The 24,972-nt window shown below is 33.4% G+C and carries 17 protein-coding genes; 15 read left to right on the plus strand and 2 right to left on the minus strand.

From position 1 onward, the window contains the following. Positions 1-128: 128 nt before the first annotated feature. From N5B56_RS05140 to nagA, 9 genes are all read left to right on the plus strand, one after another. Complete coding sequence (locus N5B56_RS05140) at positions 129-2,522, plus strand: glycoside hydrolase family 94 protein (protein ID WP_260978499.1); 2,394 nt, start codon at positions 129-131, stop codon at positions 2,520-2,522. Between the two features lie 25 nt (positions 2,523-2,547). Beyond that, positions 2,548-3,963, plus strand: a complete 1,416-nt coding sequence (locus N5B56_RS05145; RefSeq protein ID WP_022087973.1) for a phosphoglucomutase/phosphomannomutase family protein — start codon at positions 2,548-2,550, stop codon at positions 3,961-3,963. A gap of 124 nt (positions 3,964-4,087) precedes the next feature. Next, on the plus strand, positions 4,088-5,884 hold the full coding sequence (locus tag N5B56_RS05150; protein WP_260978500.1) for a sensor histidine kinase: 1,797 nt from the start codon (positions 4,088-4,090) through the stop codon (positions 5,882-5,884). Positions 5,885-6,136: 252 nt separating this feature from the next. Next, on the plus strand, positions 6,137-7,450 hold the full coding sequence (locus N5B56_RS05155) for an ABC transporter substrate-binding protein (protein WP_147586250.1): 1,314 nt from the start codon (positions 6,137-6,139) through the stop codon (positions 7,448-7,450). Between the two features lie 79 nt (positions 7,451-7,529). After that, on the plus strand, positions 7,530-8,426 hold the full coding sequence (locus N5B56_RS05160; RefSeq protein ID WP_022087976.1) for a carbohydrate ABC transporter permease: 897 nt from the start codon (positions 7,530-7,532) through the stop codon (positions 8,424-8,426). Between the two features lie 14 nt (positions 8,427-8,440). Further along, entirely contained in the window at positions 8,441-9,298 is an 858-nt protein-coding gene (locus tag N5B56_RS05165; RefSeq protein ID WP_022087977.1) for a carbohydrate ABC transporter permease, read from the plus strand. Positions 9,299-9,313: 15 nt separating this feature from the next. After that, on the plus strand, positions 9,314-10,162 hold the full coding sequence (locus N5B56_RS05170; RefSeq protein ID WP_022087978.1) for a response regulator transcription factor: 849 nt from the start codon (positions 9,314-9,316) through the stop codon (positions 10,160-10,162). Further along, positions 10,163-10,870, plus strand: coding sequence for a glucosamine-6-phosphate deaminase (gene nagB, locus N5B56_RS05175; protein ID WP_022087979.1), 708 nt, complete (start codon positions 10,163-10,165; stop codon positions 10,868-10,870). It begins immediately after the preceding gene. Positions 10,871-11,002: 132 nt separating this feature from the next. Beyond that, positions 11,003-12,238, plus strand: a complete 1,236-nt coding sequence (gene nagA, locus N5B56_RS05180; RefSeq protein ID WP_260978501.1) for an N-acetylglucosamine-6-phosphate deacetylase — start codon at positions 11,003-11,005, stop codon at positions 12,236-12,238. 90 nt (positions 12,239-12,328) lie between these two features. Here the strand turns inward: nagA and N5B56_RS05185 are convergent, their stop codons facing one another. Then, positions 12,329-12,934 carry a Maf family protein gene (locus N5B56_RS05185; RefSeq protein ID WP_117909989.1) on the minus strand — a complete coding sequence of 202 codons (606 nt, stop codon included), beginning with the start codon at positions 12,932-12,934 and terminating at the stop codon, positions 12,329-12,331. A gap of 141 nt (positions 12,935-13,075) precedes the next feature. On the opposite strand from N5B56_RS05185, the gene N5B56_RS05190 reads away from it, so the two are divergent. The 3 genes from N5B56_RS05190 to N5B56_RS05200 all read left to right on the plus strand — a co-directional run bounded on the left by N5B56_RS05190 (position 13,076) and on the right by N5B56_RS05200 (position 16,313). Beyond that, entirely contained in the window at positions 13,076-13,873 is a 798-nt protein-coding gene (locus tag N5B56_RS05190) for a Cof-type HAD-IIB family hydrolase (protein ID WP_260978502.1), read from the plus strand. 226 nt (positions 13,874-14,099) lie between these two features. Continuing rightward, positions 14,100-15,893 carry a Na/Pi cotransporter family protein gene (locus N5B56_RS05195; RefSeq protein WP_118565214.1) on the plus strand — a complete coding sequence of 598 codons (1,794 nt, stop codon included), beginning with the start codon at positions 14,100-14,102 and terminating at the stop codon, positions 15,891-15,893. A 63-nt stretch (positions 15,894-15,956) separates the two neighbouring features. Continuing rightward, a complete protein-coding gene (locus N5B56_RS05200; protein ID WP_147586238.1) occupies positions 15,957-16,313 on the plus strand; it encodes a hypothetical protein in 357 nt (118 codons plus the stop codon). 251 nt (positions 16,314-16,564) lie between these two features. Here N5B56_RS05200 and N5B56_RS05205 read toward each other — a convergent pair whose 3' ends face one another. Then, the gene (locus tag N5B56_RS05205) at positions 16,565-17,104 is read right to left on the minus strand and encodes a TetR/AcrR family transcriptional regulator (protein WP_260978503.1); all 540 of its coding nucleotides are present in this window, start codon (positions 17,102-17,104) and stop codon (positions 16,565-16,567) included. A gap of 180 nt (positions 17,105-17,284) precedes the next feature. On the opposite strand from N5B56_RS05205, the gene mnmA reads away from it, so the two are divergent. The 3 genes from mnmA to gltB all read left to right on the plus strand — a co-directional run bounded on the left by mnmA (position 17,285) and on the right by gltB (position 24,792). Beyond that, a complete protein-coding gene (gene mnmA / locus N5B56_RS05210; protein ID WP_260978504.1) occupies positions 17,285-18,346 on the plus strand; it encodes a tRNA 2-thiouridine(34) synthase MnmA in 1,062 nt (353 codons plus the stop codon). A 313-nt stretch (positions 18,347-18,659) separates the two neighbouring features. Next, positions 18,660-19,922, plus strand: a complete 1,263-nt coding sequence (gene rpoD, locus N5B56_RS05215) for an RNA polymerase sigma factor RpoD (protein ID WP_243003041.1) — start codon at positions 18,660-18,662, stop codon at positions 19,920-19,922. A gap of 322 nt (positions 19,923-20,244) precedes the next feature. After that, positions 20,245-24,792, plus strand: coding sequence for a glutamate synthase large subunit (gene gltB / locus N5B56_RS05220; protein WP_260978505.1), 4,548 nt, complete (start codon positions 20,245-20,247; stop codon positions 24,790-24,792). Positions 24,793-24,972 lie beyond the last annotated feature (180 nt).

The raw sequence follows: 24,972 nt of genomic DNA on the forward strand, positions 1-24,972 counted from the left end.
GTTCCAAATAACAAAAAATAAAAACAAATCTGACAAAAAGAGAAAAGTAATAACAAGTACGTTCATTCAAAAAAGAGATTATATTTGCTATCATTATTTTAACTAAGAAAATAGGCAGGGAGAGGATTATGAGATACGGACATTTTGATAATGAAAAAAGAGAGTATGTAATAGACAGAGTGGATCTTCCTACATCATGGACGAATTATTTAGGTGTGAAAGATACATGTGTGGTAGTTAATCATACGGCAGGTGGTTATATGTTTTATAAAACACCTGAGTATCATAGAGTAACAAGGTTTAGAGGCAATTCAGTGCCAATGGACAGACCGGGACATTATGTGTATGTAAGAGACAATGATAATGGTGATTACTTTAGCATTTCATGGCAGCCGGTAGGAAAGACACTTGATAAAGCTAAGTATAAGTGCAGACATGGATTATCATATTCTGTTTATGAATGCGAATATGATAAATTAAAAGCAAGTCAGAAACTTTGCGTTCCAATAGAAGATGATGTTGAACTTTGGGATGTAGTTATTGAAAATACAGACAATAAACCTAGGAACTTAAGTATTTTTTCTTATTGTGAATTTTCCTTCCATCATATTATGATAGATAATCAGAATTTTCAGATGAGTTTGTATTGTGCGGGTTCCTCATATAAGGATGGAATTATATTGTATGACTTATTCTATGAAGAATTTGGTTATCAGTATTTTACTTCAAATTTTTCTCCAGATGGCTTCGATTGCCTCAGAGACAAGTTCCTGGGTTTATATCATACGGAAGATAATCCACAGGCAGTAATAAATGGAAAATGTACAGGTTCATTTGAAAAAGGAAATAATCACTGCGGTTCTTTACAGAAAAATATTGTAATACAACCGGGCGAAAAAGTCAGACTTATCTTTATGTTAGGTGAAGGCGATGACACAGAAGGCAGAAGAATAAGAGAAAAGTATAGCGATTTTACAAATGTGGACAAAGCATACAAAAATTTGGAAAAGTATTGGAATGATAAAATTAATAAATTAACAATTGAAACTCCAAGTGAAGCAATGAACACAATGATTAATATATGGAATTTATATCAGTCAGAAGTTAATGTAATGTTTTCAAGATTTGCATCTTTCATCGAAGTAGGTGGAAGAACGGGATTAGGATATAGAGATACGGCGCAGGATTCAATGACTATACCGCATTCTAATCCGGAAAAGTGTAAACAGAGAATAGTACAGCTTCTTAATGGATTAGTTTCAAAAGGATATGGATTACATTTATTCCAACCGGAATGGTTTGAAAAGAAAAAGGATGATAAGAAACCTTTTAAATCACCTACAGTAATTCCGGGAATTAATAAGTCAGACATAATACATGGTATTGAAGATGCATGCTCAGATGATGCTTTATGGCTTATACCATCTATTGTGGAATATATAAAAGAAACAGGAGAAATCGAATTTGCTGATCAGATTGTTCCATATGCAGATAAGGGAGAAGGTACTGTATATGAACATATGATGAGAATATTAGATTTTTCAGCAAAAGAAGTAGGAGCAACAGGAATTTGCTTAGGACTTAGGGCAGATTGGAATGACTGCTTAAATCTTGGCGGAGGAGAAAGTGCTTTAGTATCATTTTTACATTATTGGGCAATAAACAATTTTATAGAATTAGCACAGTATCTTGGAAGAGATGATGATGTTAAGAAATATAAGGAAATGGCCATGCATGTAAAAGATGTATGTAATAATGAATTGTGGGATAAAGATTGGTTTATAAGAGGAATAACCAAAAACGGAAAGAAAATTGGAACAAGTACAGATAAAGAAGGTAAAGTTCATTTAGAGTCAAATGCCTGGGCAGTATTGTCGGGGGCGGCATCGGAAGAAAAAGGCATTAAGGCTATGGACAGTGTAAAAGAATATTTGGCAACACCATATGGAATAATGTTAAATGCTCCATCGTATACAGTTCCTGATGATGATATAGGATTTATCACAAGAGTATATCCGGGTGTCAAGGAAAATGGTGCTATATTCTCACATCCAAATCCATGGGCATGGGCAGCGGAATGTGTACTCGGAAGAGGCGACAGGGCAATGGAATATTATAATTCATTATGCCCATACAATCAGAATGACATGATTGAAATCAGAGAAGCAGAACCATATTCTTATTGCCAGTTTATCATGGGAAAAGACCATACTGCATACGGAAGAGCAAGACATCCGTTTATGACAGGAAGTGGAGGATGGTCATATTTCTCAGCAACAAGATATATGCTTGGAATCAGACCTGATTTTGATAAATTAAATATTGATCCATGCATTCCAAAGGAATGGGATAAATTTAAAGTTCACCGTGTATGGAGAGGCGCGGAGTACGATATAAATGTAGTTAACCCTAATAAGGTTAATAAAGGAGTTAAAGAAATAAAATTAAATGGGGAAATAGTAGATTTTATTCCGGTTATGGAAAAAGGAAGCCATAATCTGGTTGAAATCACCATGGGGTAGCATAAGGTATAATGAGGAGGCTTACATGATTAAATTTGGAACAGGCGGCTGGAGAGCAGTCATAGGAGATGAATTTACTAAGAAAAACATTCAATTATTAGCTCAGGCTATGTGCAACAAAATGAAAGCAGAAGGCAAGACTGATAAAGGAATGATAATTGGTTATGACAAGAGATTTTTGTCAAAAGAAGCTATGAGATGGATGGGACAGGTATTTGCAGCACAGGAAATTACAACATTGCTCGTTAACAAATCAGCGCCTACTCCTCTTATTATGTTCTATGTAGAAAAACATGAAATGCCATATGGAATGATGGTAACAGCAAGCCATAATCCGGCTATTTACAATGGTGTAAAAGTATTTACTTATGGTGGCAGAGATGCTGATGAAAATCAGACAAAAGAAATAGAAGACTACGCTTCAAAAATAGATGTGGATTCTATAGAAGAAATGGATTATGATGAGGCAGTAAGCAAAGAGCTGATTAAAGAAATTTATCCTTTAAATGAATACTTAGATAATATAATTAATGCTGTAGATATGCAGAAAATCAGAAATGCAGGTCTTAGAGTTGCTTTAGACCCGATGTATGGAGTTTCTGAAATACCTTTAAAAACATTACTGCTTACGGCAAGATGTGATGTAGAAACAATACATGACAGACATGATACCTTATTTGGTGGAAAACTTCCATCACCAAGTGCATCAACTCTTAGAGGTCTTATGACAAGAGTAATTGATTATGGATTTGACATAGGAATTGCTACAGATGGAGATGCGGACAGAATTGGAGTTATTGATGATACAGGAAGATTTCTTCATCCAAATGACATTCTTGTGTTATTATATTATTATCTTGTAAAATATAAAGGATGGCATGGTGCAGTAGTTAGAAACGTAGCTACAACACATATGCTTGATAAGGTAGCAAATAAGTTTGGGGAAACTTGTTACGAAGTTCCGGTAGGTTTTAAGTATATATCAGCAAAAATGACTGAAGAAAATGCAGTTATTGGCGGGGAATCTTCCGGAGGACTTACAGTACGTGGACATATTAATGGTAAAGATGGTATTTACGCAGCAATGTTACTTATAGAAATGATAGCAGTTACAGGAAGAAAGTTATCTGAAATATATAAAGACATTGAAGCTGAATGCGGAGCTATTTATATGGAAGAGCGTGACTACAAATTTACAAAAGAAAAGAAAGAAGAAATTCACAAAATATTAATGGAAGATAAACAGATTCCGGAATTACCATATAAGATTCAGCATGTTTCGTATATGGATGGAAGCAAAGTTTATTTTGAAAACGGAGGATGGGTAATTGGCAGATTCTCAGGAACAGAACCGTTGATTCGTATTTTCTGTGAAATGCCAACAAAAGAACAGGCTATTGAAGTTTGTGAAATATATGAGAAATTCTTAGGATTAAAGTAGTAATTTTGGAGTAACATAAGTTTAATAAGTCATTTACATAATAATTATTTATATAATATTAGTAACAGAATAATAAATAAGTTTCCCGACAGAAATAATAGTAAAAGTTGAAGGGAGACTAATAATGAAAAAGAACAACAGATATAATGCACTAAATAAAGAAAGGAAAAAGGCAAATCTGACCTTTGGGATGATTCGACTGCTGGTAATATGCCTTGTAGTACCGTTTGGAGCATTGTCGGTTGTTCTTTTTTTCTCGTCAGCTTCAAAAACTTCTAATCAGGTAAGAAATACAGTAGTTACATCTATGGAAAATGCTGCAGAAAACTGCAACAGTAATATAGAAAAAGTAATACAGGAATCAAAGCAGGCTTCATATGACAATGTCATAAGAACAAGTTATTTACAATTCCTAAAAGATAAAAATGAAGCGGTAATGTACAGAGAAATATCTAGTTATCTTAGTGAAAAGTACAAATATAATTCAATGATTTCAAGCACAATTGTTGTATTTAAAGAAAAAACAACAATGGAATATTATACGTATAGCAATGTTGCGGGAGCGACTTATGCAAGTATTTCAGATTTTAAAAATAATGCTATGACACAGATAAAGTCAGTAGCTCAAAGAATGGGAACTAATACTAAATTTATAGAGATAGGAGAACATCTGTATTTAGTTAGAAATCTGGTTACAAGTGATTACAATCCTTATGCAATTATTGTTATGGAAATAAATAAATCAAATATGTTTAAAAGCATGGATAATGTAGTGTGGAGAGAAAATGGGGCTATATTTCTAGATGGAGATATGGTATGTGAACCTGATTATGAAAATGATATAAATAATGAAAAATTCAAAATTTATGCTGATAATAATAAAAGAAATTATGGAGAAGTTACAGAAACAGAAAGCAATTATGATAGTAACAATTATACTGTAAATCTGTACACAAGATGCAATAATCAGCAGTTTACATATATTGTTAAATTAAATCGAATGGAAGTACTTAATGAATCGTTTACGTATGTATATATATATGTATTAATCATTTTGATTACAATTTTATTGGCAGCGTTAACATTTTATTATTTTTACAGAAATATCAATAAACCAATTTCAGATTTGATGGAAATGTCTGAAAAGATTGAAGAAGGAGAATATGGAATAACTTTACCTGCATTTGAAGGAAATAAAGAATTTGGAAAACTAATAGATACATTTAACCATATGTCATTAGGACTTGAAGAATCTTTTAATCGAATATATGCAGAAGAAGTAGCATTAAGAGATGCAAATATGCAAGCGTTGCAGTCACAGATTAATCCACATTTTCTAAATAATACATTGGAGATTATTAACTGGAAGGCCAGAATGAGTGGAAATCATGATGTAAGTGGAATGATTGAATCTCTTGGAGTAATGATGGAAGCGACAATGAATAGAAAAAAAGAAAAATTCATCACTATTGAAGAGGAACTTAAGTACGTAGATGCTTATTTGTATATCATTCATCAGAGATTTGGAAGCCGATTCCATTTTGATAAAGATGTGGATGAAAATTTACTTAATTTAAAGATTCCAAGACTTATAGTACAGCCAATTGTAGAAAATGCTGTAGAGCATGGAGGAGATAAAGAGGGGAACATTATAGGAAGCCTGAAAATATATGCAGATTGCAATAACTTGTATATAGTTGTTCATAATAATGGAAATATGACTGAGGCTGATAAAGCGAAGATAGAAATATTACTTTCGGATCAGAAACTGGAAGAGAATGTACATAATATCGGAATTAGAAATGTAAACATGAGACTTAAGCTTTTATATGGTGAAAACAGTGGTTTATCTATAGAAAACATTGATGACAATCTTACTGAAAGTAAACTGAAAATAGATAGGTTCAAAATGGAAAATTGACAATAATAGCAAAATTTTTAAATTGAAAACAATAAAATACAAATTTTTGCAAAAAGATTAAATATTTTATACAAAAATGAACAACTATATTCAACAAATAAACAAGCAAAATCATTAACTTTTTTGTGCAATTCGAATAGAATAATACATGTAATAAATAATAGATACGGAAAAAACTTATAACCAAATAAAAAAAGCATATGGTTATAAGGAAAAAAGAAAAGGTATCAGTGAATGGATTGGAGGAGTTATATGAGAAAACCATTAGCACTTATGCTCGCAGGACTTATGGCAGTATCCATGGTTGGATGCGGAAGCAATGGAGATGCCGCAAGCAGCAGCGACAACAAAGACAAAGCAGATTCAGGAAAGGTAACATTAAAGGTTACAACAACATATGCAGGTGAAGACACAAATGCAGGAAATTATAAAGATGCCTGTGCTGCATGGACTAAAGAAACAGGAAACAAGATTGAAGATAGTTCAGCAACATCTGATGAAACATTTAAATCAAGAGTTATTACAGACTTTGAAACAGGTTCAGAACCGGATGTATTATTCTTCTTCAACGGAGTTGATTCAAACCAGTTCGTTGAACAGGGCAAGGTAGTTTCAATTGATGAAATCAGACAGGAATATCCTGATTATGCATCAAATATGAAAGATGACATGCTTGGAGCATCACCTGTAGATGGAAAGAATTATTCAGTACCGGTTAATGGATACTGGGAAGGATTATTTGTAAACAAGGATGTACTTAAAGAAGCAGGAGTTGAAGCTCCAACAGCAGATACAACTTGGGATGAATTTATGACAATGTGTGAAACAATAAAGAAAGCAGGTTACACACCAATAGCAGCTTCATTACAGGAAATTCCACATTATTGGTTTGAATACACAATTTTCAACTTCCAGGATGTAGCTACACATAGTACATTACCTAAATCAGCAGATGATGAATATGGTAAAGCTTGGGTAAATGGTATCAATGATATCAAAGACCTTTATGAAAAAGGATATTTCCCAGACAATACATTAACAGCATCAGATAGTGAAACATTTGAGTTATTTACATCTGATAAAGCAGCTTTCTTAATTGATGGTTCATGGAAAGTTGGTGGTATTGAAGAAGCAGTAGATGATATTGATAACTACACAGTTACATACGTTCCCGGAAAAGGAAATCGTAAGTCAACAGACCTTATCGGTGGTCTTTCAAGTGGTTACTATATTACAAAGAAATGCTGGGATGATCCTGAAAAACGTGCAGCAGCTGTAGATTTCATTGAATACATGACAAGTGATGAAATGGTATCAAAATTTGCAGGAAGCTCAGCAACAGCATTAAAGAATGGTGCAACAGTTGACGCTGATTCAATGTCAAGTCTTGCAAATGCAGGTGTAGAATTATGTGCAGGAGCAACTGGAATTTCTCCAGCTGTACAGGATAGTTTATCAACAGCAGCAAAAGATCCTATTTTTGCAGGTATGGCAGATATTGTTCAGGGTAACAAAAAAGTTGCAGCAGCTGTAGATGAAGCATTAACAATTAATTCTGGTGAATAAATTATTAAAATAATCAAGTAGAAATTAGAGCCGGAAGGAACAAAAACCTTCCGGCTTTAAAAAAATAAGGAGATATAATATGGGTGCAAAAATATACCAAAACAAAAAATATATTGCATTTTTCTTAATACCGGCATTTGTTTTTATGTTGATATTTCTTTACTACCCATTCATACAAAACATAATTAACAGTTTTCAACATATAAAGTATATGGGGACGGCAGCTGACAAATGGAATGCTCCGTTTTACAAAAATTATCTTGAAATTTTCAAGGATCCGAAAATGTTAATAGCCTTGAAAAATACAGGAATTATGATTATAGCAACAATTGTTGGAGAAGTAGGACTGGCTATTGTCCTTTCATTGTTAGTAAGCAATATAAAGAAAGGTGCAGGATTTTTCAGAGTAGTATATTTTTTCCCAATTGTTATTTCAGCAACAGCCCTTGGCTTATTGTTTAACTTAGTTTTCCTTTATGATAAAGGAATGATAAATCAGCTTCTACAGCTTATTGGTGTTTTGGATGCAGGTAAAAATGAATTGATTGACTGGAAGGCAACACATCCGATGTTTACAATGCTTGTTCCGGTTATATGGCAATATGTTGGATTTTATTTCATAATTTTACTTACGGGATTAAGCGGAATACCGGAAGATTTATATGAAGCAGCAGAAATTGATGGAGCTTCAAAGCTTCAGCAGGTTAGATATGTAACGCTTCCATTATTAAGAAATAGTATTTGTACATGCGTAGTATTAGCAGTAACAGGAGCTTTAAAAGTATTCGATTTACCATGGACAATGTTTGTAAATGGTATGTCAAATACATGGTTAACAGGAACATACATGTACTCAAAAGTATATGTAGATGTTGACTACAGTTCGGCAATAGCAGTTGTTATTGTAATAATAGGTGTAGTATTGTCAGTTGTAGTAAATCAAATATTTAAGACAAATGACGATTATGATGTATAGAAGGGAGAAAAGACATGAAGAAGAAAAATTTTAAAATATCTTTGGTATTTGTATATACAATTCTTATTGTTTGGGCTCTTACGACAATTTTCCCTCTGCTATGGTCCATCATGAATTCGTTTAAAAATAAAAAGGCAATATACAATAATTCATTTGCATTGCCTGTTGGTAAACTGTTCTCATTAGATAATTATAAAGCAGTATTTGCCAACTATGACATTTTGAATGCATACAGGAACAGTTTTATTATATCTGGTACTGTTGCAGTAGTTGTTATTCTATTCTCCGGAATGGCAGCTTATATATTAACGAGGTATAAGTTCCCGGGCAAGGGAATTTTGGATGCCTTACTTTATGCAGGAATGATGTTCCCTATCTACTCCACCATCATTCCTGTATTAAGAATGATGACAGGTTGGGGAATTGTAAACACACCACATGTTTCATTAAATTTGTTATCAGTTATACTTCCGCAGATTGCAGGAAATATGTCATTTGCTATAATAGTACTCAGAAGTTACATGAGAGGGCTTCCGGTGGAACTGGAAGAGGCAGCGTATATGGAAGGCTGTAATATATTCCAGATTTATTTTAGAATAATCATGCCGCTATCAAAGCCATCATTTGTAACAGTTGGAATTTTTAGTTTCCTTTGGAGCTACAATGATTTGTTTACTCAGATGTTCTTCCTTAGAACAAAAGATAACTGGGCAATTACAATTCTTCTTAATAATATTGCTTCAAAAGAAGGTGTAAATTATGGTATGCTGTTCACATCAGTAACTTTGATTGTAATACCTATTTTAGTAGTATATATGGCATTACAGAAATACATTATTAAAGGTATGACAGTAGGTGCTGTTAAGGGATAATAAGGAGAGAGTTTTATGTATAAAGTAATTATCGTGGATGACGAGCCGATTATAGTAGAGGGGCTTAAATTAGGAATTGAATGGGCAAATTGGAATTGTGAAATTGCTGGTACAGCCAGCAATGGATTAGCAGGTTTAGAACTTATGAGAAAAATAAAACCTGACATTTTAATTTCAGATATATCAATGAATAATATGGACGGACTTGCAATGGTTGCAGCAATTAAGTCTGAGTATCCCGATATTGAAGTGTGTTTATTGACAGGATTTAGAAATTTTGAATATGCACAGCAGGCTATAAAGCTTGGAGTGACAAGATTTTTATTAAAACCGTCAAAGATAGATGAGTTAGAAGAAGCAATAAGTGCAATGACTAACAATCTTAAGCAGAAGGGAAATGATAGCAGCAATGCAGAAATTGATTCTATATGGAGCCGTTCAGATGAAGAAGAGAATTATATATATGAAACATTTATAAAAAATCATCCTGAATGTGATACTCCTGAAAAGGATAGATTAAAATGTACTGATGCTAACAATTTTATACTCAAAAACGCATTGAAATTTATATATGAACATTACAAATTGAAATTAAGTCTTTTAGATGTGGCTGAACAATGTTTTATAAGTAGCTGGCATTTAAGTAAGTTACTTAATCAGTACACAGGAAGAGGATTTTTTGAAATAGTTAACACAATAAGAATAGATAAGGCGAAAGATTTGTTAGAGAATAAAAATTATAAGATTCAGGATGTATCTGAACGCGTAGGTTTTCAGGATGTAACACACTTTTGCCGTATATTCAAAAGTTATGTAGGAAAATCTCCATCGGATTACAGAAATTATGGAGGGAAAGGAAAATAAATGCGTGTTATAGAAACACAGGATTATTATCATATGAGCAGAACTGCAGCAAATATTATTTCAGCTCAGATAATAATTAAGCCAAATAGTGTCATTGGGTTGGCAACGGGTTCTACACCAATAGGAACTTACGAACAGTTGATTCGCTGGTACGAGAAAGGTGATTTAGACTTTTCTAATGTTACTACAATTAATTTAGATGAATATAAAGGAATTGCTCCTGATAACGAACAGAGTTATAGATATTTTATGAACAAGCATTTGTTTGATCGTATCAATATTGATAAAAAGAATACATATGTGCCTGATGGTTTGGAAATGGATTCTGATAAAGCATGCTCAGATTATAATAGAATAATAAGAGAATCAGGAGGGGTTGATTTACAACTTTTAGGTCTTGGAAATAATGGACATATCGGATTTAACGAACCAGGTGAAGCGTTTGAAAAAGAAACTCATTGCGTTAAATTGACAGAAAGTACTGTTAAGGCAAATTCAAGATTCTTTGATACTATCGATGAAGTACCTAAGGAGGCTTATACAATGGGAATTAAAGCCATAATGCAGGCTAAAAAGATTGTTGTTGTAGTAAGCGGTGAAGGTAAGGCAGAGATAGCTAAAAAAGCCTTCTTTGGACCGGTAACTCCAAAAGTACCGGCATCAGTATTACAGTTACATAACGATGTAACAGTAATTATGTGTAAATAAGTAGAATACTAAAACAAGTAAAAGCAATTACTAAAATAACTTTATTTAAACTTTCGGTTAAATTTCGTATTTTGGTAATTGCTTTGTGTTAATAAAGGATTAATTTTATAGAAAAGCAAAAGTGAGGGTTTTATGGAAATTATAAAGAATGGTAAGGTTTTTACAAAGAATTTTACATTTGAAAAGGCAGATATAATATTAGATAAAGGTGAAATTAAGGATATTATATATTTTGGAAATAATGGTGACAGTACAAATAATACAAGTGATATTAGCGGTAGTACAGATGCAAATAACAATAAATCAGATAATAATTACACTAGAATTATCGATGCTAATGGCTTAATGGTAATTCCGGGGCTTGTAGACATCCATTTTCACGGATGTGTTGGCAGTGATTTTTGTGATGCAACACTTGAAGCTGTAGAAAAAATGGCAGAATATGAAAAAGAGCATGGAATAGCTGCCATTTGTCCGGCAACAATGACATTGCCAAAACAACGTCTTATGGAAATTTGCAAAAATGCAAAAGAATATAAGGATATTCAAATGAATACTAAGTCTTTGGAAAAAAATAATGAACAGGTAAATACTTCAGAAAAATTAAAGGCAAAGCTCGTAGGGATAAATCTTGAAGGCCCATTTATATCTCCGGACAGGGTAGGAGCTCAGAATCCTGAATATGTTCAGAAACCGGACGCAGAGATGTTACAAGAACTTATTGACGAATCAGGTAATATGGTAAAGCTTGTAACAATAGCACCTGAAAGAGAAGGCGCTATAGAGTGTATTTCAAAATTACACGATAAAGTCAGATTCTCAGTAGGACATACAATGGCAAATTATGATGAAGCAACATTGGCATATGAAAGCGGAGCAAAACATGCAACACATTTATATAATGCAATGACAGGATTAAATCATAGAAAACCGGGCGTTGTAGGTGCAGCAAGGGATGCCAAAAATGTTACAGCAGAATTGATTTGCGATGGAGTACATATTCATCCTTCAGTTGTAAGAGCAACATTTTCAATGTTTGGAAGCGACAGAGTAATACTTATAAGTGATAGCATGAGAGCTTGTGGAATGCCTGATGGTGAATCAGAGTTAGGTGGTCAGGTTGTTATAAAGAAAGAAAATGAGGCAAGACTTGTTACAGGAGAACTGGCAGGAAGCGTAACAAATGTTTACGACTGTATGGTTAAGGCCATAGAATTTGGAATCCCTATAGCAGATGCGATTAAAGCAGCAACTTATAATCCGGCAAAGGCAATAGGAGTTCTTGATGAATTTGGAACTATAGAAATAGGCAAAAAACCGGGATTTGTATTGGTTAATGAAGACTTTTCAATAAATCAGGTTTTATAATAAGTATAATAAGAACTCTTCACAAACTGTATGTACCTTCTTTACCGGACAAAAATGTCCGGAATTCTGGGTACATATCAGTTGAACAAGTTAACACAAGTCTGAAAAATTATTGATTTCATGATATAAGCGCGAAATAGGAAGACCTACTACGTTGTTGTAATCGCCATTTATTTTCTCAATATGAATTGCAAATGGTCCCTGAATTCCATATGCTCCGGCTTTATCAAAAGAATCTTTTGTATTAATATAACTGTTTATTTCATCGTCAGTCATAGGGCATACATGTACATCTGTTTTTTCATAAAAAGATTTAACTTTCGGAGATGAATTTCCGGATGTGTAATGAAGTAAGGTTACGCCTGTATAAACCTGATGCGTTTTATTCTGTAATTTCTTTAACATACGAAATGCATCATCATAATCAGATGGTTTTCCCATGATTTCATCATCGCAAAAGACGACAGTATCAGCTCCAATAATTAAAGTGTCGTTCTCCAATAAAGAAAGGGAATTTGCAACGCCAAAAGCTTTGATAGATGAAAGTTCCATGGAAACGTCAAAAGGAGCAGTTTTAGTTGTGATTTCAGGAGTGTCAGAAGTAACAATTTTAAAGTCATACCCTGCCTGCTTCATTAGTTCCATACGTCTTGGCGATTTAGATGCCAAAATAATATCTGTATTTGTAATATTCATATCAATTAATTCTCCTAAATATTTAAATTCATAATAGAGTATACAACAAAATAGTGTAAATAAATATAGTTATATGTTAACATCATAGTGTAAACAAAACTTACAAAAATGTTAATAAAATTTAATTATGGAGAGAAACATATGAATAAATTTAAGGGATATCTTATTTGCACGGATTGCGATGGAACATTGACAGACAATGAAGGAAAAGTATCAGATGCAAATGCAGAGGCTATTAAATATTTTGAAGAAGAGGGTGGATTATTTACATTAGCTACAGGCAGATTTCCTCATTTTGCAAATAATTTTAAAGATAAATTTAAGGTTAATGCACCAATAGTATCCTTAAATGGTGCGGTACTCTATGATATTAACGCAGAGAAAATGTTAAATTCATGGAAAATGGAGAAAGAGCGTTTTGCTAAAGTTTTAAGATATGTAAATGAAGAATGGTCACAAATATGGGAAATATGGACAAGTGGAAACATATATGAAAGTGTAGGTTATAAGCCGGCAGAACATAAGTATGATGAAAATAGTTTGGAAGAATATATAACAAAGCTTCCGGATTATTTATATAAAAATCTGTTTATTCAACCTGCTGATGTAACAAAAAAATTGCAGGAGCAGTTAAAAATAAGATTTGGGGATAAATTCAGATTTGATTTAAGCTGGCCCGAAGGAATAGAAATGCAGTTGATAGACAGTGGAAAAGGAATTGCAATAAAATATTTGAAAGAACATTTAGGAAAAGAAAATGGAAATACTATTCATACTACAATCGGAATTGGAGATAATGAAAATGATATAAATATGATTGAATGTTCTGATATTGGATATGCAGTAGGTAATGCAGTAAAAGAATTGAAAGAAAAGGCTGACAGAATTACAGTTGCAAACACTGAGGATGCTATAGCAAAGATAATTTCACAACTTTAAATAACATTAAAATTTTTATTGAAAAAAGTATGTGTATTCGTTATTATGGACTATGGATATGTAAATTATATGTAAAAATCAAGGAAAAAATAAGAAAAAATGAAGTAAAATATCTATTTTCCATAGGAAACAAAATGGACAAAGTTCATTATATATAAGTGTTTCCGACGATTAGCCACCGACCAAAGGGAGGGGGCAATACATAGTGTGCAAGGAGAAAGTAATTATGGACTATGTACTTTTAGTATTAGAGTTACTTGGTGGCGTAGGACTGTTTTTGTATGGAATGAGTCTTATGGGTTCATCTCTTGAAAAGTTAGCAGGTGGAAGTCTTGAAAAGATTTTGGAAAAGCTGACAACAGGAAAGAGCAAAAGAACAGGACAGCTTAAAGGTTGGGGCCTTGGAACAGGGGTAACTGCCATTATTCAAAGTTCAGCGGCAACTACACTTATGCTTATCGGATTTGTAAATGCCGGAATTATGAAATTAGGACAGGCTATTCCGGTAGTATTTGGTGCCAATGTTGGTAGTACAGCGACAGCTATTATTTTAAGTTTAGGAGATGTTGGTGATAATCTTTTAATTTTAAAATTAGTTAAGCCTAAATATTTAGCATGCGTGTTATTGGTTGTAGGTGCTTTTATTATTCTTTTCTCTAAGAAAAAGAAATTAAAAGATACAGCGGGAATTTTAGTTGGTCTTGGCATACTTTTTACAGGTATGACAACAATGGAATCTGTGTTTAGCGGTAATGCACAGATTACGGCAGCTATTGAGCATATGTTTGGAACAATAAGTAATCCATTACTTGCATTTTTAATAGGTATGGTACTTACGGCAATTATTCAGAGCTCATCTGCTTCAGTAGGTATTTTACAGGCACTTTCCGCTACAGGAGTAGTAACATATGGAACTGCAATTCCTATTATTATCGGTCAGAACATTGGTAAATGTGTTGCTATTATTTTAGGTGGAATCGGTGCAAATAAAAAAGCAAAAAGAGTTTCTCTTAGCTATTTATTGTTTAATATTATAGGTGCATTTTCATTTATGGTTATATTCTGTGTATGTAAAGAAGCATTTGGTTTAGCAATATTTGGAGAAACTGTAAACAGAAGTAAGATTGCTATTATCCATGTAGGATTTAACCTTGTTACAAGTTTAGTTTTACTTCCATTTGCAGATAAAGTAGGTGATTTGACAGGAAAGATTGTTGGAAATGAAGAAGAGTCTCTTATGGATAAAGAACTTGGAACACTTGATCCAATGTTATTAAAAACACCTACAGTAGCTTTAAAGCAGAGTAAAGAAGTTATGTGGGCAATGACGGATGCAATATCAAATAACTATAAGATTGCATGCGAGCTCATTAAACATTTTGATATTAAGTTATTAGATGAAGCAAGAAAAAATGAAGACTTTATTGATAAATGTGAAAGCGTTTTAAGTTCATACATTTTAAAGATAGATGCAAAACAGCTTCCTGGAGATGGAAAAAGAGTCGTATCTGAATTATTAAATTCAGTTGGAGATTTGGAAAGAATAGGTGATCACTGTATAAATATTTCATTCCTTATGGAAGAAATGAATGAAAGAAAAGCTCATTTTTCTGATAAGGGGTTAAAAGAAGTTGAGGTCTTAGTAGATGCAATAGAATCTATTATTAATACAACATTCCAGGCATTTAAAGAAGATGATGAAATATCAGTTATCAGAGTAGAGCCAATGGTTAAGATAATTTCAAGATTAAAAAATATGATAAAAGACAATCATATTTCAAGATTGGAAAACGGACAATGTAGCATAGAAGCAGGTATTACTTTATTAGATTTACTTACTAATTTTGAGAGAATTGCCAGCCACTGTGAAAATATAGCTTTGCATATTACTAAGAGGGTAAATAAAGAATTGCATTTAGATGATATGCATGGACATATGATGGACAAACATAGTGAGGAATATAAGGGACTTTACTTATATTACAAGTCTCAGTATGTAGATAAAATTGAAAATGAATAATAATATTGACATATGGTATGGATGATGTTTAAATTAAACTATCTGTACTAAGGGGTGGTATTTATGTCAAAGAAAAAAAGTATAATTATAGTAGGAATTGTGGCAGTTATTTTAGCAGTAGTTTTGATTGTTGTGTTACATCCTTCAGGCACCGGAAAAGATGCTGAGAATAAGATGGAAGTGACAACAGCTAATTATCAGACAGATGAGGCAGATGACAACAATTCAATGGATAACGAATCAGCTGAAGGCGAAACGAATTATTGGGATTCAGTAGACATGATAGAAGATGGCAATGCAGCTGATAACGAAGGTAATAACGAAAATACAGCAGATGAACAGGTAAGTGGCGACTCAGAAGAATATCCGGGACAGGATGATGGATGGTCACCAATTGTACCGGCTGATGATGTAAATTAAATTATTTTAGTTGATTGTGGGGATATACGGGGTGAAAAATAAATTATGATTTGAAGGGAAAATTAATTAGGCCTCAGTGTATTTCAGAAAATTATATTTATGGTTTTATAAGTGAATTTTCTGATACCAACAGAGAAGATGATGAAGAACTGATTGCGATAAAAAGATAAAAAAGATGAACACAAATAAGTTACGTTTAGTGATAACGAATTTGTGTTCATTTTTTATGTTTATCAAAAATTTTTCATATATTACTTAGAAGAATCTTCTATGAGTCTTGTGATAATATCATGGACTGTGTTGTATACAAATACAGCCATTTCTTCAGGTGGTGTAACGCAATCAGAAAAAATCCATGTTTTAAGCATTCCAATACAACCGCTTCTTAAAAACGAATAAACATATTCAGGGGCAATTGATTTGTTAAAACAATATATAAGATTAATCTGTTTTCTTACCTTACTTTCGATTACGTCTTCCATACGTTGTATAAAAAATGCATCGCCGTGATATCCCATTAAAGCTTTTAATGAATCTCTGTTTGCTTCAAAAACAGAAATCAGGTCAGTTACAAAACTGTAACTTTGAGCTCTCGATAATGAAGGATAGGAATCAAGTACCTTCTGAATCTGGGAAATAATGTCGTTTTCCATTTCTTGTAATAGGTCAAATATATCCGTATAATGCAGATAAAAAGTTGAACGGTTTATATTTGCAAGAACAACAAGATTTTTAATTGTAATATCATTAATATTCTGTTTTATCATCATTTGCGCAAGCGTTTTCTTCAAAGCTTCCCTTGTGCGCTGACTACGTTTATCTATTTTAATATTCATGTATAATATTAGTCATTACATATGGTATAATGGCATTTCCTTTACTTGAAGTTATTTACAAAAATATTATAATAGAGGATAAGAAAAAAGACAACATGATGTCTATAAAAATAAGAAATATTTAAGAGGTCAAAAATGAAAAATAAAACAGTTGTAGTAGGGTTATCAGGGGGAGTTGACTCATCGGTTACGGCATATTTATTAAAGAAACAGGGTTACAATGTAATTGGCGTTACAATGCAGGTGTGGCAGAAAGATATTCCTGAAAGTGGAAAAACAGGAATAGCAGAAGTGGAAGACGCAAGGAAAGTGGCGGCGTATTTGGGTATTCCTCATTATGTGCTTAATTTTAATGAAGAATTTCATAAAAATGTTATAGAATATTTTGTTAAAACTTATAATGACGGAAAGACACCTAATCCTTGTGTGGTATGCAACAGATATGTAAAATGGCAGGCTTTAAGGGAAAAGGCAGGAAATTTAGGAGCGGATTATATTGCAACAGGTCATTATGCAAAGATAGAAAAATTAGAAAATGGAAGGTACGCGATTAAAAATTCAAAAACGGCAAAAAAAGACCAGACATATGCATTACATTTACTGACTCAGGAACAGTTAGAACATACAATTATGCCTCTTGGCAGCTATGAAAAAGATGAAGTGCGAAAGATTGCTGAAAGAGTAGGAATTCCTGTTGCACATAAAAAAGACAGTCAGGATATGTGCTTTATTCCCGATGGAAAATATGCAAATTTTATATACAAAGAAACAGGAAAAAGGGCAATACCGGGAGATATTGTGACAATGGATGGAGAAGTTGTTGGAAAACATAAAGGAATTATTTTTTATACAGTCGGACAGCGAAAAGGTTTGAAATTGCAAAATAAAAATATGTATGTTTGTGAAATCAATGCCAATAAGAATCAGATTTTGGTATGCGACAATGAATCCCTGTTTAAAAAGATAGTAGTTGCGCACAATGTTAATATGATGGCAAAGGAAAGTATTAGTGGAAAACAAAGAGCGTTTGCGAAAATAAGATATAACCATGAAGGGGCAGACTGTACTGTGTGGATGGAAGATGAAAAATTGTATTGTGAATTTGACAAACCTCAAAGAGCAGTGACCCCGGGACAATCTTTAGTTGTATATCAGGATGGATATGTGCTTTGCGGAGGAGAAATTATTTCAGAATAAAATATGTTGGAATCAAAAACACCAACTTTGATGTTTACGGATTGTTTCGTGCTACGCATTCCAATAATCCTACCAAATATTCATAATAAGTAGACAGTAATTATGCAATATCTACTCATTGATACAAATTTGCGTATTTTTTTACAAAATATTTAAAAATAATGTTGACGGATTTTAAACATATGCGTATAATTGTAAGTTGAATAACCAACACTTAATGTGGATAGGTCTATCTCGACGAAGAGAGTTTTTATATATTTATGAGTTCATGATTAGTCGGAGTTATTCAAATTCAAAGAAAGGGATTGCTGTAGTGAAGAAGAAAGACTTTACAGAAAAACTGACAGAATTAGTAGAACTTGGCAAGAAGAATGGTGGAGTGGTTACAACTGCTGATGTTGATAACATGTTTCAGGGGATGCCACTTACAGGCGAACGTAAAGATGCTATTGCCGAGTATATAATTGAAAATGGATTGACAATTAAAACAGGTGATTCAGACGGAAAGTCAGAAACAAAGAAATTAACAAAGAAGACAAGTGTGAAAACTGATGTGGAAGCGGTAGATGATACTGATAATGAAGAGGTGGATAATGCAGAAGAAACTGCATCTGATGCAGAACCAACAGAAGCAGATTTGACACTTGCAGCAGAAGGCCCTATTGATTTAGAACCTACAGATGACGATTTTGAAGATGAAGAAGAAATTGTTGAATTAGATAATGTTGGTTTACTTGAAGGTGTCGGAACAGAAGACCCTGTTAGAATGTACTTAAAAGAAATAGGTACAGTTCCATTGTTAACTGCAGAAGAAGAACTTGAACTTGCCAAACGTAAATCAGAAGGCGATCCTGTTGCTAAAGACAAATTAATAGAAGCTAATTTACGTCTTGTTGTTAGTATTGCTAAGAGATACACAGGAAGAGGTATGAGTTTCCTTGATTTAGTACAGGAGGGCAATTTAGGACTCATAAAAGGTGTTGAAAAATTTGATTACGAAAAAGGATATAAGCTGAGTACATATGCTACATGGTGGATTAGACAGTCTGTAACAAGAGCACTTGCAGACCACGCAAGAACAATCCGTGTACCTGTTCATATGGTTGAGACAATTAACAGAATGTCAAAGATGCAGCGTAAATTAACTTTAGAGTTAGGTTACGAGCCATCAACTCAGGAATTAGCCAATGCATTAGATATAACAGAAGAAAAAGTTTTAGAGATAATGCAGATAGCAAGAGAGCCTGCATCATTAGAAACACCTATCGGTGAAGAAGATGATTCTAACTTAGGAGATTTTGTTGCAGACAACAATACAGTTACTCCGGAAGCTAACATTGAATCAGTTATGCTTAGAGAACACATTGATGTATTACTTGAAGATTTGAAAGAACGTGAAAAGGAAGTTATTATCTTAAGATTTGGCTTAAGAGACGGACATCCAAGAACTCTTGAAGAAGTTGGAAAGGAATTCAATGTTACAAGAGAGCGTATCAGACAGATTGAAGCTAAGGCATTAAGAAAGTTAAGAAATCCTGTTAGAAGTAAGAAGATTAAGGATTTCCTTAATAGTTAATAAATAAAAATTCTTCCGTGCATAAAGAAAAGCATTTTTGCATGGAAGAATTTTTTTATAAAAGGCTTTCTAAAGTAAACCAAATGGTTAAATTAGTTAAGACAAACTAAGTTAAGACACATACTTAAAATAGAGAAAGTAAAAAAAATAAAAAAATATGTATTTTTTACTTAATTTTACTTGATTTTGTCATAAAAATAGTTTATAAAATTAAGTAAATAAAAAAGTAAGCATAAAGGTACAAAGGCGTACTTCAGTGTTGCTATGCAACTGAGGCAGTCCTTTGTACCTTTTTTATATTCTAACTATCAGGAGGGATACGATGAATCAAAACGAATTATTTGAGAAAGCAAAAAAAGATGGCTTATACGATGAAAGATTTGAACATGATAACTGTGGTATTGGTGCAGTTGTAAACATTAAAGGTATCAAATCTCATGAAACAGTAGAAAATGCTTTAAAGATAGTAGAAAATCTTGAGCATAGAGCAGGTAAGGACGCAGAAGGAAAGACTGGTGACGGAGTTGGTATTTTGTTACAGATTTCACATAAGTTCTTTAAGAAAGCTACAAAGAATTTAGGATTTGACATTGGAAATGAAAGAGAATACGGAGTTGGAATGTTCTTTATGTCTCAGGACGAACTTGTCCGTAAGCGTGAAATGAAAATGCTTGAAATAATAGTTGAGAAAGAAGAACTTGAATTCTTAGGATGGAGAGAAGTACCAACACATCCTGAAATTTTAGGAACTAAGGCAGTTGAATGCATGCCATACATTATGCAGTGCTTCATAAAGAAACCTGAAGATGTAGAAAAAGGATTACCTTTTGATAGAAAATTATACATTGTAAGAAGAGTATTTTCACACAGCAGTGTTGGAACATATACAGTTTCAATGTCAAGTAGAACAATAGTATACAAAGGTATGTTCTTAGTTGGAGAACTTAGAATGTTTTTTGATGATTTACAGAGTAAAGATTTTGAATCAGCTATAGCAATGGTTCATTCAAGATTCTCAACTAACACAAATCCAAGTTGGAAGAGAGCTCATCCAAATAGATTTATTGTTCATAATGGAGAAATAAATACAATTCGTGGAAATGCAGATAACATGCTTGCAAGAGAAGAATCAATGGATAGTGAATATATGAAAAATTCTATTCAGAAAGTTATGCCTGTAGTAGATACAAATGGTTCTGACTCAGCAATGCTTGATAATACATTAGAATTCTTAGTAATGAATGGAGTAGATTTGCCTCTTGCAGTAATGATGTGTATTCCTGAACCATGGGAAAATAACAACACAATTTCACAGAGCAAAAAAGACTTCTATCAGTATTATGCAACAATGATGGAACCATGGGATGGACCGGCATCTATTCTTTTCTCAGATGGAGATTACATGGGAGCAATCCTTGATAGAAACGGACTAAGACCATCAAGATATTATATTACAGATGATGACCAGTTGATTCTTTCATCAGAAGTAGGTGTCCTTGAAATTGACCCTGCAAAAATAGTAGTAAAAGATAGACTTCGTCCGGGACGTATGCTTCTTGTAGATACTGTAAATGGAAAATTAATTGATGATGATGAATTAAAAGAAGAATATGCAACAAGAAAACCATATGGTGAATGGTTAAATAACAATCTTGTATATTTGAAAGATATAAAGATTCCAAATAAAAAAGTTGAATCATATACAAAGGAAGAAAGACAGAGATTACAGAAAAACTTTGGATACACTTATGAAGATTTAAAGAAGATAATTCCAATGGCAAATAACGGAGCAGAAGGAATTAGTGCAATGGGTAAAGATACACCAATAGCAGTACTTAGTGAAGCAAAGAATCCATTATACAATTACTTTAAACAGCTATTTGCTCAGGTAACAAATCCACCTATTGATGCAATTAGAGAAGAAATAGTTACATCAACTTCTGTTTATATAGGTAAAGACGGAAATATCTTAGAAGAAAAACCTGAAAACTGTAAGGTATTAAAAATTCATAATCCAATTCTTACAAGTACAGATTTACTTAAGATTGAAAATATGAATGTAGATGGATTTAAGGCTGCAAAGGTGCCAATCATATATTACAAAGGAATTGCATTAGAGAAAGCTATTGAACAGGTATTCGTAGATGTAGATAAAGCACACAAAGATGGAGCAAATATCATAATACTTTCAGACAGAGGTGTAGATGAATATCATGTACAGATACCGGCACTTTTAGCTGTATCAGCAGTACATCAGCATCTTGTAAAGACAAAGAAAAGAACAACTCTTTCACTTATTCTTGAAAGTGGTGAACCAAGAGACGTACATCATTTTGCAACATTACTTGGATATGGCGCAAGTGCAATTAATCCTTATTTAGCACATGATACAATCAAACAGATGGTTGATGAAAATATGATTGATAAAGACCCATACGCAGCAATTGATGATTATAACGATGCGATACTTCATGGAATAGTTAAGATAGCATCTAAGATGGGTATTTCAACAATTCAGTCATATCAGGGATCACAGATTTTTGAAGCAATCGGAATTAGTAGTGAAGTAATTGATAAATATTTTACAGGAACTGTAAGCAGGGTAGAAGGTATCACAATGCATGACATTGAGGAAAATGTTGAAGAACTTCACTCAAACGCATTTGACCCATTAGGACTTGATGTTGACCTTACGCTTGAAAGCTCAGGTTCCCATAAGTTAAGAAGTGGAAAAGAAGAGCATAAATATAATCCACAGACAATTCATACTCTTCAAATGGCAACATGGACCGGAAATTATGACTTATTTAAACAATATACACATATGATTGACGAGGAAATGAGTCCGGTACATTTAAGAGGATTAATTGACTTTAAATATCCTGAAAATGGTGGAATCCCAATTGATGAAGTAGAAAGTGTTGATTCAATTGTTAAGAGATTTAAGACAGGAGCAATGTCATATGGTTCAATTTCTCAGGAAGCACATGAAACAATGGCAATTGCAATGAATATGATTGGTGGAAAATCAAATTCAGGTGAAGGTGGAGAAGCTCCTGAACGTTTAGTTGTTGGAAAAGACGGACTTAACAAATGTTCAAAGATTAAGCAGGTCGCTTCAGGACGTTTTGGTGTTACATCAAGATATCTTGTAAGTGCAGAAGAAATTCAGATTAAAATGGCACAGGGTGCTAAACCTGGTGAAGGTGGACACTTGCCTGGAAAGAAAGTTTATCCTTGGATTGCAAAAACAAGATATTCAACACCGGGTGTAAGCTTAATTTCACCACCACCTCATCATGATATTTATTCAATTGAGGATTTGGCACAGTTGATTTATGATTTGAAAAATGCAAACAGAGATTCAAGAATTTCAGTTAAATTAGTTTCGGAAGCAGGTGTTGGCACTGTAGCAGCAGGTGTTGCAAAAGCAGGAGCGCAGGTAATTCTTATTTCAGGATTTGATGGTGGTACAGGTGCAGCTCCGGGAAATTCAATTTACAATGCAGGTCTTCCTTGGGAACTTGGATTAGCAGAAGCACATCAGACATTGATTGCAAATGGTCTAAGAAATAAAGTTATTGTTGAAACAGATGGTAAGTTAATGAGTGGACGTGATGTAGCAATTGCTGCAATGCTTGGTGCAGAAGAATACGGATTTGCGACAGCCCCATTAGTAACAATGGGATGCGTAATGATGAGAGTATGCAACCTTGATACATGTCCTGTTGGTGTGGCAACACAGAATCCTGAACTTAGAAAGAGATTCAAAGGAAAACCTGAATATGTTGTAAACTTTATGAAGTTTATAGCTCAGGAATTAAGAGAATACATGGCAAAACTTGGCGTTAGAACAGTAGATGAATTAGTTGGCAGAGCTGATTTATTAAAGGTAAAAGAAAATGTTACAGCAGGTCATGCACCTGAAGTAAATCTTGATAAGATAATCAATGCTGATTTTGCAAATGAAAGAGTTCAGTACAACAAGAAAAATGTATATGACTTTAAGTTAGACCAGACAAAAGACGTAACTGTATTATTGAAAAAATTGGGCAAGGCTTTAGATGGTAAAAAGGCAGCAAGTGTTGAAGTTGATGTAAATAACTTAGACAGATCATTTGGTACAATATTTGGCTCAGAAATTACAAAGAAATATAACGATACATTAGATGACGATATGTATGTTGTAAAATGTAACGGTGCCGGTGGACAGAGCTTTGGTGCATTTATTCCTAAGGGATTAACTATAGAGCTTACAGGTGATAGTAACGATTATCTTGGTAAAGGTTTATCGGGTGGAAAGATTGTTGTTAAACCACCTAAAGAATCTAAGTTTAAGCAGGATGAAAACATCATTATCGGAAATGTTGCTTTATATGGTGCGACAAGTGGAAGTGCATATATAAACGGCGTTGCCGGAGAACGTTTCTGTGTAAGAAACTCAGGCGCTACAGCAGTTGTAGAAGGTGTTGGAGAACACGGATGTGAATACATGACAGGCGGACGTGTAGTAATTATCGGTAAAGTAGGTAAGAACTTCGCAGCAGGTATGAGTGGCGGTGTTGCTTATGTACTTGATGAAAACAACGATTTATATATGAAAACAAATAAAGAGTTAGTATCTACAGAAGAGTTGTCAAATAAATATGATGTTCAGGAATTAAAGAAAACGCTTGAAGAACATGTTAAATATACAAACTCAGTACGAGGAAAAGAAATACTTGAAAACTTTGAAGAATATCTTCCAAAATTCAAGAAAATCATTCCTTACGATTATAAGAAGATATTAAATGCCATTGCAAAAATGGAAGAAAAAGGATTAAATCCGGAACAGGCACAAATCGAAGCATTTTATGCGGCAACAAGATAGGACAAGCAATAAATAATTACTACGCCGGCAGGACGTTTACGTACTGCCGAAGGAAGTAATTATTTATTATTTGCGTAGCAAAGCGAGTGAGATGAAGCAGCGGAGGCTGCGGAATCGAACTGCTTGTCCTATCGGTTAGAGGTAGGATAGCAAAGCGAGTGAGATGAAGCAGCGGAGGCT

Source organism: Eubacterium album, assembly GCF_025336545.1.
Lineage (GTDB): Bacteria > Bacillota > Clostridia > Lachnospirales > Lachnospiraceae > Eubacterium_U > Eubacterium_U album.